The organism is Rhodanobacter denitrificans (assembly GCF_003335105.1).
Classification (GTDB): domain Bacteria; phylum Pseudomonadota; class Gammaproteobacteria; order Xanthomonadales; family Rhodanobacteraceae; genus Rhodanobacter; species Rhodanobacter denitrificans_A.
Map to the genome: position 1 here is coordinate 168,732 of NZ_QFWQ01000005.1, position 16,506 is coordinate 185,237.

General features: G+C 68.2%; 15 protein-coding genes, 2 tRNA genes and 1 other RNA gene. 16 read left to right on the forward strand and 2 right to left on the reverse strand.

Features of this window, described 5'->3' with window-relative positions:
• Window positions 1-187: 187 nt before the first annotated feature.
• From DEO45_RS08085 to DEO45_RS08115, 8 genes are all read left to right on the forward strand, one after another.
• Entirely contained in the window at window positions 188-613 is a 426-nt protein-coding gene (locus DEO45_RS08085; RefSeq protein WP_114342363.1) for a heavy metal-responsive transcriptional regulator, read from the forward strand.
• The gene (locus DEO45_RS08090; RefSeq protein WP_114342366.1) at window positions 610-3,195 is read left to right on the forward strand and encodes a heavy metal translocating P-type ATPase; all 2,586 of its coding nucleotides are present in this window, start codon (window positions 610-612) and stop codon (window positions 3,193-3,195) included. The genes DEO45_RS08085 and DEO45_RS08090 overlap by 4 nt, the downstream gene beginning before the upstream one ends.
• Before the next feature lie 112 nt (window positions 3,196-3,307).
• Window positions 3,308-3,472 (forward strand): hypothetical protein, encoded by a 165-nt coding sequence (locus DEO45_RS16590; RefSeq protein ID WP_189339702.1) that lies wholly within the window; start codon window positions 3,308-3,310, stop codon window positions 3,470-3,472.
• A gap of 85 nt (window positions 3,473-3,557) precedes the next feature.
• The gene (gene folC / locus DEO45_RS08095) at window positions 3,558-4,832 is read left to right on the forward strand and encodes a bifunctional tetrahydrofolate synthase/dihydrofolate synthase (protein WP_114342368.1); all 1,275 of its coding nucleotides are present in this window, start codon (window positions 3,558-3,560) and stop codon (window positions 4,830-4,832) included.
• A gap of 78 nt (window positions 4,833-4,910) precedes the next feature.
• Window positions 4,911-5,921: an SPOR domain-containing protein gene (locus tag DEO45_RS08100; RefSeq protein ID WP_114342902.1), complete on the forward strand. Its 1,011-nt coding sequence runs from the start codon at window positions 4,911-4,913 to the stop codon at window positions 5,919-5,921.
• 37 nt (window positions 5,922-5,958) lie between these two features.
• Complete coding sequence (locus DEO45_RS08105) at window positions 5,959-6,591, forward strand: CvpA family protein (protein WP_114342370.1); 633 nt, start codon at window positions 5,959-5,961, stop codon at window positions 6,589-6,591.
• A gap of 28 nt (window positions 6,592-6,619) precedes the next feature.
• Window positions 6,620-8,095 (forward strand): amidophosphoribosyltransferase, encoded by a 1,476-nt coding sequence (purF, locus tag DEO45_RS08110; RefSeq protein WP_114342372.1) that lies wholly within the window; start codon window positions 6,620-6,622, stop codon window positions 8,093-8,095.
• A 97-nt stretch (window positions 8,096-8,192) separates the two neighbouring features.
• Window positions 8,193-8,999, forward strand: coding sequence for a ferritin-like domain-containing protein (locus DEO45_RS08115; protein ID WP_114342374.1), 807 nt, complete (start codon window positions 8,193-8,195; stop codon window positions 8,997-8,999).
• 56 nt (window positions 9,000-9,055) lie between these two features.
• On the opposite strand, the gene DEO45_RS08120 is transcribed toward DEO45_RS08115, so the two are convergent.
• A tRNA-Pro gene (locus tag DEO45_RS08120) sits at window positions 9,056-9,132 on the reverse strand.
• A gap of 166 nt (window positions 9,133-9,298) precedes the next feature.
• Between DEO45_RS08120 and hisS the strand changes: the two genes are divergently transcribed.
• From hisS to DEO45_RS08140, 4 genes are all read left to right on the forward strand, one after another.
• Window positions 9,299-10,678: a histidine--tRNA ligase gene (gene hisS, locus DEO45_RS08125; protein WP_114342377.1), complete on the forward strand. Its 1,380-nt coding sequence runs from the start codon at window positions 9,299-9,301 to the stop codon at window positions 10,676-10,678.
• A gap of 76 nt (window positions 10,679-10,754) precedes the next feature.
• Window positions 10,755-11,102, forward strand: a complete 348-nt coding sequence (locus tag DEO45_RS08130; RefSeq protein WP_114342379.1) for a GIY-YIG nuclease family protein — start codon at window positions 10,755-10,757, stop codon at window positions 11,100-11,102.
• A gap of 95 nt (window positions 11,103-11,197) precedes the next feature.
• Window positions 11,198-13,093 (forward strand): HAL/PAL/TAL family ammonia-lyase, encoded by a 1,896-nt coding sequence (locus tag DEO45_RS08135; protein WP_114342381.1) that lies wholly within the window; start codon window positions 11,198-11,200, stop codon window positions 13,091-13,093.
• Window positions 13,094-13,121: 28 nt separating this feature from the next.
• Window positions 13,122-13,520, forward strand: coding sequence for a DUF6165 family protein (locus DEO45_RS08140; RefSeq protein WP_114342384.1), 399 nt, complete (start codon window positions 13,122-13,124; stop codon window positions 13,518-13,520).
• On the opposite strand, the gene DEO45_RS08145 is transcribed toward DEO45_RS08140, so the two are convergent.
• The gene (locus tag DEO45_RS08145; protein WP_114342904.1) at window positions 13,517-14,560 is read right to left on the reverse strand and encodes a glycosyltransferase family 9 protein; all 1,044 of its coding nucleotides are present in this window, start codon (window positions 14,558-14,560) and stop codon (window positions 13,517-13,519) included. The two genes, DEO45_RS08140 and DEO45_RS08145, sit on opposite strands and share 4 nt — an antisense overlap.
• A 49-nt stretch (window positions 14,561-14,609) precedes the next feature.
• On the opposite strand from DEO45_RS08145, the gene DEO45_RS08150 reads away from it, so the two are divergent.
• The 4 genes from DEO45_RS08150 (at window position 14,610) to ffs (ending at window position 16,459) form a co-directional block, all read left to right on the forward strand.
• Entirely contained in the window at window positions 14,610-15,341 is a 732-nt protein-coding gene (locus DEO45_RS08150) for a 3-deoxy-D-manno-octulosonic acid kinase (protein ID WP_114342386.1), read from the forward strand.
• Complete coding sequence (locus DEO45_RS08155; protein ID WP_114342389.1) at window positions 15,338-16,096, forward strand: MBL fold metallo-hydrolase; 759 nt, start codon at window positions 15,338-15,340, stop codon at window positions 16,094-16,096. The genes DEO45_RS08150 and DEO45_RS08155 overlap by 4 nt, the downstream gene beginning before the upstream one ends.
• Before the next feature lie 94 nt (window positions 16,097-16,190).
• Window positions 16,191-16,280, forward strand: a tRNA-Ser gene (locus tag DEO45_RS08160).
• An 82-nt stretch (window positions 16,281-16,362) separates the two neighbouring features.
• Window positions 16,363-16,459, forward strand: an RNA gene (gene ffs, locus DEO45_RS08165) — signal recognition particle sRNA small type.
• The last annotated feature ends 47 nt before the right edge of the window (window positions 16,460-16,506 follow it).

Consider the following 16,506-nt stretch of genomic DNA (forward strand, 5'->3'; position numbering starts at 1 on the left):
CGCCAGCGCCACTTCCAAGTCGCCGGCACCACCGACTACATGCTGCGCGTGGCCGGGGCAGACTCCGCGGATTCCGGGCGCAGCCACACCAAACATCCCGTCCAGCTGCCGGTATGGCGCGGGTGCCCGGGTGGCGCTGCGTAGGGGGCTTGACTCTTGACCTTGATCAAGGGTCTAGACTTGTTCCATGAACACGCAAACTCCCTCCCTGACTATCGGTGCCGTCGCCAAGCGCGTCGGCGTGGCGATCGACACGATCCGTTACTACGAGCGCGAGGGCCTGCTGCCCGAGCCGCAGCGGCGCGCCTCGGGCTACCGCAGTTACGGCGTCGGCACCATCGCGCAACTGCGCTTCATCCGGCGCGCCAAGGAGCTCGGCTTCACGCTGGAGGAGATCCGCGAGCTACTGGCGCTGTCGGCGGATCGCCAGCGCGGGGTGAAGGCGGTGAAGCAGCGCGCGGAGAAGCGGCTGGCGGCGATCGAGCAACGCATCGCCGAGTTGCAGCGGGTGCGTGATGGTTTGGCGGAGCTGGTCGCGTCGTGTCCGGGCCATGGTGCGCCGGAGCATTGTCCGATCCTGCGTGCATTGGGCAACGAGGAGGTGAAGGAATGAGCGGGCAAGATTCCTGCTGCGCGGGCGGCGACAAGCCGGCGGCCGACGCGGCGATCGATCCGGTGTGCGGGATGACGGTGGATCCGGCGACGGCGAAGCATCTGGGCATGCACGATGGGCAGACGTTTTATTTCTGCAGCGCGGGTTGCAAGGCGAAGTTCGATGCGTCGCCGGCGGCCTATGCAGAGGAAAACGCGGCAGCAGGCTGCTGTGGCGGCAAGCCGGGGACACACGATCACGCGCACCAAGACCACGCGCATCACGAGCATGTCCATCACGAGCATGCGCCTGCCGTGAAGGATCCGGTGTGCGGCATGACGGTGGATCCGCAGGCGGCGAAATACCACGCCGGGCATGACGGCCAGACCTACCATTTCTGTTCCGCGCGCTGCCACGAGAAATTCACCGCCGATCCGTCGGCGTATCTGCAGAATCGTCCATTGGTGTCCCCGCCGGCTCCGCCCGGCACGATCTACACATGTCCGATGCATCCGCAGATCCAGCAGGTCGGTCCCGGCCATTGCCCGATCTGCGGCATGGCGCTGGAACCGATGGTGCCGACTTTGGACGAGGATGACGGCGGCGAACTGCCGTCGATGACACGCCGCTTCTGGTGGCTGGTGGCGCTGACCGTGCCGGTGTTCGCGCTGGCGATGGGGCCGCATCTGCTCGGCTGGCACCTGTCCGCGTCGTGGGATGGCGTGGCCGGCTGGGTCGAGGCGTTGCTGGCCAGCGTGGTGGTGCTGTGGGGCGGCGCGCCGTTCTTTGCGCGCGGCTGGCGTTCGCTGAAGCCGTGGCGGCCGAACATGTACACGCTGATCGCGCTGGGCACCGGCGTGGCGTGGCTTTACAGCGCGGTGGCGTTCCTGTTGCCGGGGATCTTCCCGGACGGCTTCCGCGACGCGCAGGGCCGCGTTGCGGTGTACTTCGAGTCGGCAGCGGTGATCGTCACCCTGGTCACCCTGGGCGATTTCCTGGAATTGCGTGCGCGCCGGCGTACCGGCGCGGCGCTGAAGGCGCTGCTGGGGCTGGCGCCGAAGACGGCGCGGCGCATCGCCGCCGACGGCAGCGAGCGCGACGTGGCGCTGGACGAGGTGCATGCCGGCGACGTGTTGAGGGTGCGCCCCGGCGAGAAGGTGCCGGTGGACGGCGTGGTGCTGGAAGGCGAGAGCCACGTCGACGAGTCGATGCTTACCGGCGAGCCGATGCCGGTGGCCAAGGTCTCGGGCGATCCGGTGACCGGCGGCACGGTGAACCAGGACGGCGCGCTGACCATGCGCGCGCAGAGGGTCGGCGCCGAGACGATGCTGGCGCAGATCGTGGCGCTGGTGGCGCAGGCGCAGCGCAGCCGGGCGCCGCTGCAGCGCGTGGCCGACCAGGTCGCGGCGTGGTTCGTGCCTGCGGTGGTGGTGGTGGCGCTGCTGGCGTTCGCGGCCTGGGCCATCGTCGGTCCGCAGCCGCGGCTGGCGCACGCGCTGATCGCGGCCGTGTCGGTGCTGATCATCGCCTGTCCGTGCGCGCTGGGCCTGGCCACGCCGATCTCGATCATGGTCGCCAGTGGCCGCGGCGCGCAGCATGGCGTGCTGTTCAAGGACGCTGGCGCGATCGAGGGCCTGCGCGACATCGATACCCTGGTGGTCGACAAGACCGGCACGCTGACCATGGGCAAGCCGGCGCTGACCGAACTGGCGATTCTGGGCGGCCAGCCGCGCGAACGGCTGCTGGCGCTGGCTGCCTCGCTGGAGCGGCCGAGCGAACACCCGCTGGCGCGGGCGATCGTGGCTGCCGCCGATGCCGAGGGTGTGGCGACACTGGCGGCGACGGACTTCCGTTCGCTGACCGGTCGCGGCGTCAGCGCGAAGGTGGGCGGCAGCGAGGCGGCACTGGGCAACGCGAAGCTGATGGCCGAGTCGCATGTCGCGATCGGTGACGAGGCCGGCGCCCGCGCCGAACAGCTGCGCGGGCAGGGCGCCACGGTGATGTTCCTGGCCGTCGACGGCGTACTCGCCGCCTTGCTGGCCGTGGCCGACCGGATCAAGCCCGATACGCCGGCGGCGATCGCGGCGCTGCACGAGGCCGGCCTGCGCATCGTGATGCTCACCGGCGACAACGCCACCACCGCGCAGTCGGTGGCGCGCACGCTCGGCATCGACGAAGTGCATGCCGACGTCTCGCCGGCCGACAAGGCGGCGGTGGTGAATCAGCTCAGGGCTGCCGGTCGTCGCGTGGCGATGGCCGGCGACGGCATCAACGACGCGCCGGCGCTGGCCGCCGCCGACATCGGCATCGCCATGGGCAGCGGCGCCGACGTGGCGATGGAGAGCGCGTCGGTGACCCTGGTGAAGGGCGAGCTCGGCGCGATCGTGCGCGCGCGCAAGCTGTCGCAGGCGACCGTGCGCAACATTCACCAGAACCTGTTCTTCGCCTTCATCTACAACGCAGTCGGTGTGCCGCTGGCGGCCGGCGTGCTGTACCCGTGGTTCGGCATCACGCTGTCGCCGATGATCGCCGCGCTGGCGATGAGCCTGAGTTCGGTGTCGGTGGTGAGCAATGCGCTGCGGTTGCGCCATGTGTCGCTGTGAGGCGGGCGTCATGGTGACGATTGTCAGCAGCGATGATTGACGCCTGCCCCTGGGGCTGGCGCTGCCTGCGGAAGATCATTCTCCTGCACCATGGGGGTGCCGGAGAATGCATATGCACGTCATCGACGACACACGCAGCACGCTGGAAAAACACATGCCGCTGCTGCTCGGCCTGCTGGTGGCCCTGCTCGCCGGCAAGGCGCTGAAGAAAATGTTCTGGACCATGTTCGGCATGTACATGGCGCTGCATTACAGCGGCATCCATCCGTTCGGTTGAGGCAATGCTTTAGACTTTGTGCCTGTTCATCCGTGCCAGTGCCGTATCGCCGGATGCCGTTCCACCCACTGCACAAAGTCACCGCATGCCCCGCACCCTCGCCGAATGGCTGGCGTATCAGGAACGCGTCAACGTGCACAGCATCGAGCTGGGACTCGATCGCGTGCGCGAGGTATGGCGGCGGATGGGCGCGCCGGCGCCGGCGAAGCGGGTGATCACGGTCGGCGGCACCAACGGCAAGGGCTCCACGGTCGCCTTGCTGGAGGCGATGTTGCGTGCCGCCGGCCTGCGCGTCGGCGCGTTCACCTCGCCGCACCTGCTGGCCTACAACGAGCGCGTGCGCATCGACGGCGCGGACGCCGATGACGCCACGCTGGTTGCCTCGTTCGAACGTATCGAGGCGGCGCGAGGGGAGATTCCGCTGACTTATTTCGAGTTCGGCGCGCTGGCCGCCATCGACCTGTTCGCCCGCGCCGGCGTCGACGTGGCGGTGCTGGAGGTGGGGCTGGGCGGGCGACTGGATGCGGTGAACATCATCGACGCCGACGTGGCGGTCATCACCACCGTGGATCTGGACCACATGGACTGGCTCGGCCCGGATCGCGACAGCATCGGCCGCGAGAAAGCCGGCATCGCGCGGGCCGGCCGGCCGGCGATCGTGGGCGAGGCGGCCCCGCCGGCCGGCCTGCTCGATGCGCTGGCCGAACGCGGCGCGCGGATCGAGCGGGCGGGTCTCGACTTCGGCGTCGAGCGGCACGCGGACGGCTGGCGCTGGCGGCATCGCGACGGCATCGCGATGGAACTGCCCGATCCCGCGCTGGCCGCGCCGGTGCAGTTTGCCAACGCGGCGGCCGCGGTTGCCGCGCTGCATGCGCTGGATGGTGACCTGTTCATGCCCAGCACGCTTTTCGCGGCAGCATGTGCCGGCCTGCACGAGGTGCGGGTGGAGGCGCGGCTGCAGTCGCTCGGCGGCGATCCCGCGCTGATCGTGGACGTGGGCCACAACCCGCAGGCCGCGCGCGCGCTGGCCGAGTGGCTGGACGCCCAGCCGCCGCTGCGGACGCACGCGGTATACGGTGCGCTGGCGGACAAGGACGTAGCCGGGGTGATCGGCGCGCTCGGCGCACGCATCGGCCACTGGCACCTGGCCGGGCTGGATCGGGCGACGCCACGGGGCCTGCCCGTGGGCGCGCTGGCTGCGATCCTGCGGCAGGTCCTGCCGCAGGCATCGTTCGACGCCCACGCCGATGTGGCCGCGGCGCTGGCGGCGGCTCGCGCAACTGCGCAACCGGGTGAGCGCATCCTGGCATTCGGCTCGTTTTTCGTGGCCGCTGCCGTGCTGGCTGAACGCAACGGCTGAACGGCCACGCATGGCATCCGGCGCCGGCAGGTATAATCGCGCCGTTGTGCATCGCGTTTGCCGCCGTGGAGCGAAAACTTGAAAACACGCCTGCTGGGAGCCGCCGTCCTGATCGCGCTGGCGGTCCTGTTCGTGCCGATGTTCTTTTCCAGCACCCCGCCGGCACCCGGCGGCGACCAGGCGGTCAGCCTGGCAATTCCGCCGGCGCCTGATCGCGACCTGCAGACCCGCACCATGAGCCTGGCTCCGGACGCCGCGAAAAGCGCATCCAGCGCCGGCAGCCCACCGGTGCAGGCAGTTGCGCCGGCGCAGGGCGAGCGGCTGGCCACGGTGGAGATCGGTTCCAGCCGCCCGCGCGACGTGGAGACCGACCCCGAAGCCGGCAAGCCGCCGCAGCCGACCCGGATCATCCCCGGCTCGGGCGCTTCGCCTGGCCAGCCGGTAATCCCTCAGCAGACCAGGGCGGGCACCAGCGCCACGGTGGCCACGCCGCTGCCGGTGGCGACCGTCACGCCGCCCAGGCCGGTGCCGGCGGCCGTGACCGTGCCGGGTGCGCCTGCTGTGGGGCGCGGCAGCTATACGCTCAACCTCAGTGCCTACGCCAGCGCCGAGGGGGCCGCGAACCTGGAGCGCCGCGTGCGTGCGCTGGGCTATCCGGTGACCGGACGCGCGATCACCCAGGCCGGCAAGCCGCGCACACTGGTACTGGCCGGGCCGTTCGAGACGCGGACCGCCGCCGAGGCGGCGCGGCTGAAGATCACCGGGTCGATCCCGGGCGTGCCGGCCCGGCTGGAACAGGATGCCAGCCAGGACAACGCGGCGGCGACGCCCGCCGCTGCGACGACCACCAGGGCGGGCGGCTGGGCGGTGCAGCTGGCGGCGGTGAGCGGCCAGGGCGACGCCAATGCACTGCGCGACAAGCTGCGCGCGAACGGCTTCGACGGCTTCGTCGACTCGGTGCAGTCCGGCGGCAAGCAGCTGTGGCGCGTGCGGGCCGGTCCGCAGACCCAGCGCAGCGATGCGCAGCGTCTGCACGACCAGATCAAGGCAAAGCTCGGCATCGACGGCAACATCGTCGCGGTGCCCTGAACGTGCCGGCGCCAGCGATGACCGGCCAGGTGGACCGATGAACGGGACCGACTACATCATCCTCGGCGTGCTGACCCTGTCGGTGCTGGTCGGATTGTGGCGCGGCCTCATTTCCGAGGTGCTGGCGCTGGCGATCTGGATCGGCGCGTTCTGGGTGGCGTGGATGCTCGGTCCGGCGGCGGCGGCACGCCTCGAGCACGTGATCGCGTTGCCGTCCGCGCGCTACATCGTCGGCTACGGGTTGTGCTTCGTGATCGTGCTGATCGTCGGTGCGCTGGTGCGTTTCGCGATCCGCAAGCTGGTCGAGGGCACCGGCCTGTCCGGCACCGACCGCCTGCTCGGCATGTTGTTCGGTTTCGCCCGCGGCGTGCTGCTGGTGAGCCTGCTGGTGTTCCTGGTCGGGTTCACCGCGTTCACGCGGGACCCCTGGTGGCGGCAGTCGGTGCTGCTGCCGCGGTTCCAGCACATCGCGGCATGGCTGGGCCAGCAGGTACCGCCCGGCGTGCGCGAGTACATTCATGCGCCGGTCGCGCTGGGGCACCTGCCCAGCTTGCCGTTGGCGCTTTCGAACCCCATATCGGGCACGATGCCCGGCCCGGCGGCCAGTTCGGCTCGTCCGGCCTCGCCGGCGGCTGCGGCCAGCGCGCTCCACCCGCCCCGGACCCACTGAATACCTCTCCCGAAGCAGGCAACAAACCATGTGCGGAATCATCGGCATCGTCGGTACCACCGAAGTGGCATCGGCGCTTTATGACGGACTGACGGTGCTGCAGCATCGCGGCCAGGACGCGGCCGGGATCGCCACGGTGGACGGCGCGCGGCTGCGCCTGCACAAGGGCAACGGACTGGTGCGCGACGTGTTCGGGCAAACCGCGATGAGCGGCCTGCGCGGGCGCATCGGCATCGGCCACTGCCGCTACCCCACCGCCGGCTCGGAAGGCTCCGCCGAGGCGCAGCCGTTCTACGTCAACTCGCCCTACGGCATCGCGTTCGCGCACAACGGCAACCTGGTCAACACCGACGCGCTGCGCCGCGAGATGTTCCAGGACGACCGCCGCCACATCAACACCGATTCCGATTCCGAGGTGCTGCTGAACGTGCTGGCGCACGAGCTGCAGATCCAGGACCGGATGGAGCTGACACCGGACCACATCTTCAAGGCGGTGGCCGGCGTGCACGCGCGCGCCCGCGGCGGCTACGCCTGCATCGCCCTGCTGCTCGGCTACGGGCTGATCGCGTTCCGCGACCCGCACGGCATCCGCCCGCTGGTGCTGGGTGAGCGGGTCAGCGCGGAAGGTCGCGAGTACGCGGTGGCGTCCGAGTCGGTGGCGCTGGACATCCTCGGCTTCAAGCGGATCCGCGACGTGGCGCCGGGCGAGGCGGTGATCATCACCGACGACGGCCAGCTGCACAGCCGCCGCTGCGCCGAGGGCGTGCCGCATACGCCGTGCATCTTCGAGTACGTGTATCTGGCGCGCCCCGACTCGATGATCGAGGACGTCTCGGTGTACAAGGCGCGCCTGCGCATGGGCGAGAAGCTGGCCGAGAAGATCCTGCGCGAGCGGCCCAACCACGGTATCGACGCGGTGATCCCGATTCCCGACACCGCGCGCACCGCGGCCAGCGCGCTGGCCGGTGCGCTCGGCGTGCCGTTCCGCGAGGGCTTCGTGAAGAATCGCTACATCGGTCGCACCTTCATCATGCCGGGGCAGGGCGAGCGGGTGAAATCGGTGCGCCGCAAGCTCAACGCGATCGACCTGGAATTCCGCAAGAAGAACGTGCTGCTGGTGGACGACTCGATCGTGCGCGGCACCACCTCGAAACAGATCATCCAGATGGCCCGCGATGCTGGCGCGAAGAACGTGTACTTCGCCTCAGCCGCCCCGCCGGTGCGCTATCCGAACGTCTACGGCATCGACATGCCGTCGGCCACGGAACTGGTCGCCGCCGGGCGCACGGAGAAGGAGATCGAGCAGACGCTGGGTGCCGACTGGCTGATCTACCAGGATCTCAAGGACCTGGTCTGGGCGGTGCAGGACGGCAACGAGGAGTTGAAGCAGTTCGACACTTCCTGCTTCTCCGGCGAATACGTCACCGGGCTGGACCAGCACTACCTGGAGCAGATCCAGATGCTGCGTTCGGACGACGCCAAGGCCGCGCGGCGCAGCGCGTAACGAAAGGCAGCTGAGTGCAGAGGAGCGGGAAACGAGAGGGGGCCATCTCCGCTCGTCTTGACTCGTAACCCGCTGCTGCGCATTCACATCCCGCCGTATGGATCTTCACGCTGCCGCCAAGGCCTGCCTCGACGCCACCGAGCCGGCCGAGAAACTGCGCCTCACGCATGCGACCTGGCTGGCCTTCCTGGCGGGCGAACTGCATGCCGATCCGGCGTCGCCGCCGCCTGGGCCGATCGGGGCCCCCGGCCGTCCCGCGAAGCCGCGGCTGGTCAACGCCCGCCAGTTGCCGCAGCGCGGGCTGGGCAGCGACGAGGGCCGCGCCGCGCTGGTGCATGCGGTGGCGCATATCGAATTCAACGCGATCAACCTGGCCTGGGACGCGGTCTACCGCTACCGCGGCAAGCCGGCGGCGTACTACCGCGACTGGGCCAGCTGCGCCCACGACGAGGCACGCCATTTCACGCTGCTGTCCGAGCGGCTGGCCGAACTGGGTCATGCCTACGGCGACTTCGACGCGCACAACGGCCTGTGGGAGATGGCCGAGAAGACCGCCGACAGCGACACGGCTAGGATGGCGCTGGTGCCGCGCGTGCTGGAGGCGCGCGGGCTGGACGTGACCCCCGGCATGATCGAACGGCTGCGCGGACTCGGCGACGAACGTACGGTAGCGATCCTGGACGTGATCCTGCGCGAGGAAGTGGCCCACGTCGCCGCCGGCACCCGCTGGTACCGCCACTGCTGCGAACGCGACGGCATCGAGCCGATCGAGACGTTCTTCACCCTTCTGCGCGACTACATGGGCGTAGGCCTGCGCGGGCCGTTCAACCGCCCGGCGCGGCTGGACGCCGGTTTCGTCGAGGAGGAACTCGACCGGCTGGCCGCGCTGGCCCTGGCTCACTGACGACCCGTTCCCGACGCACAAAAAAGCCGGCTCCAGGCCGGCTTTTTTGTCGAATTTGGTCGGGGTGACAGGATTCGAACCTGCGACTTCTACGTCCCGAACGTAGCGCTCTACCAGGCTGAGCTACACCCCGTGGGAAGCCGCGTATCTTAATGGCCGTTGGGGGAGTTGGCAACAGGTTCGATGCAACCGCCCGGGGATTTTTCTGCGGAAGGCCGACGGCGTTCTGTTAATCTTCACGGCTGCCGTCGCGCGCTTCGTTGCCGGGCGGAATGTTCCCATCGTCAGTAGAGGATTCCATGGCGCTTACCCCGGCCCGCACCATGCCCGGCGTGCTCGAGCTGCTGCCGCTAGACCAGATCGCGTTCCAGCGCATGCTCGACGTGATCCGCCGCAATTACGAGCGATTCGGTTTCCTCCCGGTCGAGACGCCGGTGATCGAATACTCCGACGTGTTGCTGACCAAGACCGGCGGCGAGACCGAACGGCAGGTGTACTTCGTGCAGTCCACCGGCGCACTGGACAAGGCCGACGAGGGCACGCCCGAGCTGGCGCTGCGCTTCGACCTCACCGTGCCGCTGGCGCGCTACGTGGCCGAGCACGAGCGCGACCTGAGCTTCCCGTTCCGCCGTTACCAGATGCAGAAGGTATACCGCGGCGAGCGCGCCCAGCGCGGGCGCTTCCGCGAGTTCTACCAGTGCGACATCGACGTGATCGGCAAGGACGCGCTGTCGGTGCGTTACGACGCCGAGATCCCGGCAGTGATCTACAGCGTGTTCCGCGAACTCGACATCGGCCCGTTCATCATCCAGCTCAACAACCGCAAGCTGATGCGCGGCTACTTCGAGAGCCTCGGCATCGTCGACGGCGATCAGCAGATGCTGGTGCTGCGCGAGGTGGACAAGCTGGACAAGCGCGGCGCCGACTACGTGCGCGACACGCTGACCGGAGCGGCGTTCGGCCTGAGCGCCGAGGTGGCGCAAAAGATCCTCGCCTTCGTGCAGGTGCGCTCTACCTCGCTGCAGGATGCGTTCGACAAGCTCGATGCGCTGGGCGCCGGCCCGGAAGCGATGGAGCAGGGCCGCGCCGAACTGAAGGAGGTGCTGGGGCTGATCCACGCATTCGGCGTGCCGCAGACGCACTATGCGCTGAACCTCTCGATCGCCCGCGGCCTCGACTACTACACCGGCATGGTCTACGAGACCACGCTGAACGACCACCCGCAGATCGGTTCGATCTGCTCCGGCGGCCGCTACGAGAACCTGGCCGGCCAGTACACCAAGTCGCACCTGCCCGGCGTCGGCATCTCGATCGGCCTGACCCGGCTGTACTGGCAGCTGCACGATGCCGGCCTGATCGATACGGCGAAGAGCACGGTCGACGTGCTGGTGACCCAGATGGACGAGGCGCAGCTCCCCGCCTATCTCGCCCTGGCCAGCGAGCTCCGCGGCGCCGGCATCGCCACCGAGGTGGTGCTCGAAGGCGGTAAGCTGGGCAGGCAGTTCAAGTACGCCGACCGTGCCGGCATCCGCTTCGTGGTGGTGCTGGGCGAGGACGAACTAACCCGCGGCGTCGTGACGGTGAAGGACCTGCGCCGCGAGGACCAGTTCGAGGTGGCGCGCAGCGAACTGGTCAAGACGCTGCGGGTGGAACTGGAGCAGGCCGCGGCGATGGGGTGAGACAAAGCATCGTCCCCCACACAGCCGTCATTCCCGCGAAAGCGGGAATCCATCTTCAGCTTGCGACGAAGTCAAAATGGATTCCCGCTTTCGCGGGAATGACGGCCTGAAGAAAGATACGGAGGCAGGGAGGGCTTCGAAACAGCCGGCTGTTTACATAATGGCCAGCGGTGAACGCGGCACGTTGTATGTGGGTGTGACTGGAAACCTCAAGCTGCGTGCATGGGAACACCGCGATGGAGTGGTTGAAGGCTTTACAAAGCATTACGGCGTGAAGCACCTGGTGTGGTTCGAGTTCCACCCGGACTTCCCGTCAGCCATCGCACGCGAGAAGCAGCTGAAGAAGTGGAACCGAGCTTGGAAGCTGGAACTGATCGAAGGCAGCAACCCCCGATGGCGGGATCTTTTGGAAGACTTGCCGTAGTACAAGCGGTCATCACGGTAGGTGCCTGGCAACGGCAAAAAATGGATTCCCGCTTGCGCGGGAATGACGGCAACAAGGTGCGGAGCATTCGTTAAGTGAGCGAAACCATTCTTCTCGACGGCAGCAGCCTGACGCGTGCGCAACTGGTGGCGGTGGCACGGCAAGGCGCATCGGTGGCGCTGGATCAGGCGCAGCTCAGGCGCGTGCAGCGCGCCGCCGATTTTCTCGCCGAGAAGGTCAGCTGCGGCGAGCCGACCTACGGCGTCACCACCGGTTTCGGCAGCAACGCCGACAAGCTGCTCGGTGCGCATCGTGTACGTGACGAACTGCCGGGCGGCAATCCGCACGCGCCCGAAGGCACGCTGCTGGAGGAATTGCAGCACAACCTGATCATCACCCACGCGGTGTGCGTGGGCAAACCGTTCGGCGAGGATGTGGTGCGGGCGATGCTGCTGATCCGCATCAACACGCTGATGCGCGGACACTCCGGCATTCGGGTGGGCACGCTGGAGGCGCTGGCCGCGATGCTCAACGCGGGTGTGGTGCCGGTGGTGCCGGAGAAGGGCTCGGTCGGCGCCAGCGGCGACCTGGCACCGCTGTCGCACCTGGCCATCGTGCTGCTCGGCGGCGGCGAGGCGTTCTGGCAGGGCGAGCGGTTGAGCGGCGCCGAAGCGCTGAAGCGCGCCGGACTCGCACCGATCCGGTTGTCGTTCAAGGAAGGCCTGGCGCTCAACAACGGCACTGCGCAGATGCTGGCCACCGCCGCGCTGGCGCTGGATGCGCTGGAGCATCTGCTGGATACCGCCGACCTCGCCGCGGCGATGACGCTGGACGCCTTCGCCGGCCGCAGCGGCGCCCTGCGTGCGGATGTCCATGCGCTGCGTCCGCATCCGGGGCAGGTGGAAACCGCCGCGCACGTGCGCGAACTGCTGGCCGATTCCACCCTGCTCGACATTCCGTATCACCTGGTGCCGCGTTTCAAGCCGTGGAGCGCCGAGGCATGGAGCGAAGCGGACGACCAGGCGCTCAGCTTCGACATCGGCTGGGACTGGGTGCCGGCCAACCAGCGCCACGGCCGCGAAGCGTTCTACGCGCGCTTCCTGCCGTTCAAGGGCGGCAAGAAGCACCAGCCGCAGGACGCCTACAGCCTCCGCTGCATGCCGCAGGTGCATGGCGCGGTCCGCGATGCCTGGGCGCAGGCCTGCCGGGTGATCGACGTCGAGTTGAATTCGGTCACCGACAATCCGCTGATCTTCCCGGACAACGACGACGCGCCGTTCATCGAGGAGCAGGTGATCTCGGCCGGCCACTTCCACGGCATGCCGCTGGCGCTGGCGATGAGCTACGTGAAGGCAGCCATCCCGGTGCTTGCCTCGATCTCCGAGCGCCGCCTCAACAAGCTGGTCGACCCGGCCACCAACGACGGCCTGCCGGCCTTCCTCACCGGCAACGAGGACGGCACCGATTCCGGTTTCATGATCGTGCAGTACACCGCCGCGGCACTGGTCAACGACCTGGCGACGCGGGCGCATCCGGCCAGCGTGTATTCGGTGCCGACCAGCGCGAATGCCGAGGACCACGTCTCGATGGGTGCCAACGAAGCGCGCCACGTACTGGAAATGATGGAAGACCTCGGTCACGTGCTGGCGCTGGAGCTGTATACCGCCGCGCAGGCGCTGGACTACCGCCAGGAGATGCTGAACGCGGCTCGCCGGCTGGCCAATCGCGGTGGCTGGCAGGCGCTGGCGGCGAAGATCGCCAACGCGCCGCGCGAGGGCCAGCCGCACTACGAACAGTTCGTCGCCGAAGTGCAGCAGCTCGTCGCGGCTTTGGCCGGTGCTGGCGATTTCCATGCCGGCGCCGGCGTGCGCGACGCGCATGCGATCCTGCGCCGGCACATCGGCTTCATGCACCGCGACCGAGCGATGGACGGCGATGTACGCACGGTCTGCGCGCTGGTGCAGCAGGGCGCGCTTTGCCCGGCGGCATGATTCATCCTTTCTGACGGAAGCCAAGACCATGAGCCTGATCCAGACCCCGGTGTCCTACGGCGAGTTGATCGACAAGATCACCATCCTGGAGATCAAGTCGCGCCGCATCGCCGATGCGGCCAAGCTGGCCAACGTGCGCAACGAACTGGACCTGCTCAACGCGACCTGGGCCAACGACGCGGCCTCGCGGACCGACATCGGCGACGAACGTGCGCGCCTGCTGGCGGTGAACGAGCTGCTGTGGGACATCGAGGACCGCATCCGCCTGAAGGAGAGGGCGCAGGCCTTCGATCAGGAGTTCATCGAGCTGGCGCGTGCGGTGTATTTCCGCAACGACGAGCGCGCCGCGTTCAAGCGCGAGATCAACCTGAAGCTCGGCTCGCAGCTGGTCGAGGAAAAGTCGTACCAGGATTACCGCGCGGTCTAAAACAGCCGCATGTCGCGCGCGGCGGCTTCGTAGCGCTCGATCACCTCGTCCACGCCGATCAGGTCCATCACGCCGGGCTTCTCGATCTTGCTGCCCCACGGTATCTCGCTGGCCGGCTTGCCCAGAAATTTGCGCGCGGCCTCGTCGTACTTGTCCACGCACCAGCGGCGGTCGGAATAGGGGCCGGAACGGTCGGGGTTGCTCGCCGCGTGCAGGCCGAGCACGCGGGTGCCGACCGCGTTGGCCATGTGCATTGGGCCGGAGTCGGGTGTCAGCAGCAGCTGGGTGCGGCAGAGCAGGGCCAGCAGTTTCTTCAGCGTGTCCTTACCGGTAAGGTCGAGCGGCGGCGACTTGCATGCCGCCAGCACGGCATCGGCCATCCCGCGCTCGAAGGCTGACGGGCCGCCGACCATCGCCACGCGCCAGCCGCGTGCGGTGGCATGGTCCATCACCGCGGCATAACGCTCCGGCCGCCAGTTGCGCAGCGCATGGCTGGAAGTGGGGCTGACCAGCAGGGTCGGCGCGTCGCCGGGCAGCTGTTCGGCGGCCCAGGTATGCGCCTCATCGGGGACCGGTATATCCCAACGCACCTGGGTCTGCTTCAGTCCGAGCGGTTCGCAGAAGCTGCCGATCGCGTCCAGCACGTGCTCGCCGCTGCGCGCGGGGATGCGTTCGTTGATCACCAGGCCGTGCAGGTCCTTCGCGCGCGCGCGGTCGTAGCCGATGCGCCGGTCGGCTTTGATGCCCAGGCTGAGCAGGTTCGAGCGCAGCGCCACCTGCATCTGCAACAGTGCGTCGAAACGCCGGCCACGCAACGCCGCGTGCACCGAGCGCATGCCGGTCCAGCCGGCGGCCTTGTCGAAGGTGACGAACTCCACGCCGGGCAGGTCGCCAACCAGCCTGCGTTCCAGCTTGCCGACGATCCAGGTCAGCGAAGTTTGCGGCCACGCCTGCTGCAGGGTGCGCACCAGCGGTACCACATGGGTGACGTCGCCGATGGCGGAGGTGCGGAGCAGACAGATCGAGGAGGGGGCAGTGATCGGGTTCGGGGTCATGGGGCTGGGTTAGAATCCGGGGCAGTCACCGGGCATGATGATGCAGGAACAAACCCACAAGGATGCCGAAGGCGCGATTCTGTTCGACGTCGAGGCATCGCCACAAGTCGGGCACGACTGGTTCGCGCCGGATTACTGGCGCGAGCGCGGTGCGCTGCACACGCAGGCCGGCGGTCGCGGCGGTGTCGCGATCGTGGCCACGCCGGTGGGCGAATGCGTGCTGCGGCATTATCGTCGTGGCGGCCTGGTCGCCGCGCTGATGGGCGATCGGTATCTGTGGACCGGCGCCGACCGCACACGCCCGTTCGCGGAATTCCGCCTGCTCGCCGAGATCGCCCGGCTGGAGCTGCCCGGTCCGGCGGTGGTGGCCGCGCGGTATTGCCGGCACGGCATGTTCTACAGCGCCGACCTGATCACCCGCCGCATCGCCGACGCGCGCACGCTGGCTGAATGCCTGGCGGCGGGGAGGCTGGATGGCGAACTGGCGGAGGAGGTCGGCGCGCTGGTGGCGCGTTTCCATCGTGCCGGCGTCTGGCATGCCGACCTGAACGCACACAATGTGCTGGTGGCACCGGATGAGCTGTACCTGATCGATTTCGACCGCGGCCGCATGCGCATCCCTTCCGTGGCCTGGCAACAGGCGAACCTGCAGCGTCTGCGTCGGTCGCTGCTCAAGCTCGGCGCGGCCGCCGACGGCGAGGCGGCGTTCGAGAAGCGCATCTGGCAGCCGCTGCTCTACCGTTATGGGCGTACGCTGAACCCATGAACTGGCATCTGCATTTTCTTGGCGTGGGCGCCGCCCACGCGGTGGAATTGGGCTCGTCGGCCGTGGTGCTGGAACGGGCCGGCGTACCGCTGCTGCTGGTCGACTGCGGCCCCGATACGCTCGACCGCTACCTGGCGGCGTACGACGCGCTGCCGCCGGCCATCTTCATCACGCATACCCACATGGACCACGTGGCCGGGCTGGAGCAGCTGTTCATCCGCCTGTGGTTCGACCCGCACCTGCGCGGCACCACCCGGGTGTTTGTCCACGCGGCACTGATGCCGTGGCTGCAGGCGCGCGTCGCCGACTACCCCGGTGCGCTGGCCGAGGGCGGCGTCAACTTCTGGGAGGCGTTCCGTCTGGTGCCGTGCACTCGCGGTTTCTGGCTGGACGGCCTGTGGTTCGACGTGTTCGCCACCCGCCACCATGTGCCGGGCACCTCGTACGGCCTGGCGCTGGATGGCAGCTTCGTCTACACCGGCGACACCCGGCCGATCCCCGAAGTGCTGGCCAGCCGTGCCGGCACCGGCGAAATCATCGCCCACGACTGCGGCCTGGTCGGCAACCCCTCGCACACCGGCATCGACGACATCGATCGTGAGTATCCCGAAGCGTTGCGTACCCGGCTGCTGCTTTACCACTACGGCAGCGAAGCCGATGGCACCGCGCTGGCTTCACTCGGCTATCGCATCGCCAGCCCCGACGAGCGGGTCGCCTTGCCCGCTCCGATGGAACCCAGGGCCGATGCTGGCTGAATCCGTGCCCGCTCGCTTGCCTGCATGGCCCTGCTGCCGGTATTCTTACTGACTCTTTGAAGGGCTGGATTGCCGCAAAGAGGGTCAAGTATGCGGAGAGGTGTCCGAGTGGTTGAAGGAGCACGCCTGGAAAGTGTGTATACGGTAAAACGTATCGCGGGTTCGAATCCCGCTCTCTCCGCCAGTTTCTGAACAAGCGCGACAGCCTGAAGCTGGCGCAGCCGCAAAACCAGCAAGCGTGCATCGCTTGACGTCCATGGTGGCCCCGTCGGTCCCCCCGCGACGATAGTTCGCAAACTCCGCCAGGTCCGGAAGGAAGCAACGGTAGCGAATGATTCGGGTGCCGGGGTGTGGCTGGCGGGGCCGCCGCCATTTTGAGACCAGTCATTACTGACTTACCCCGCCCGACT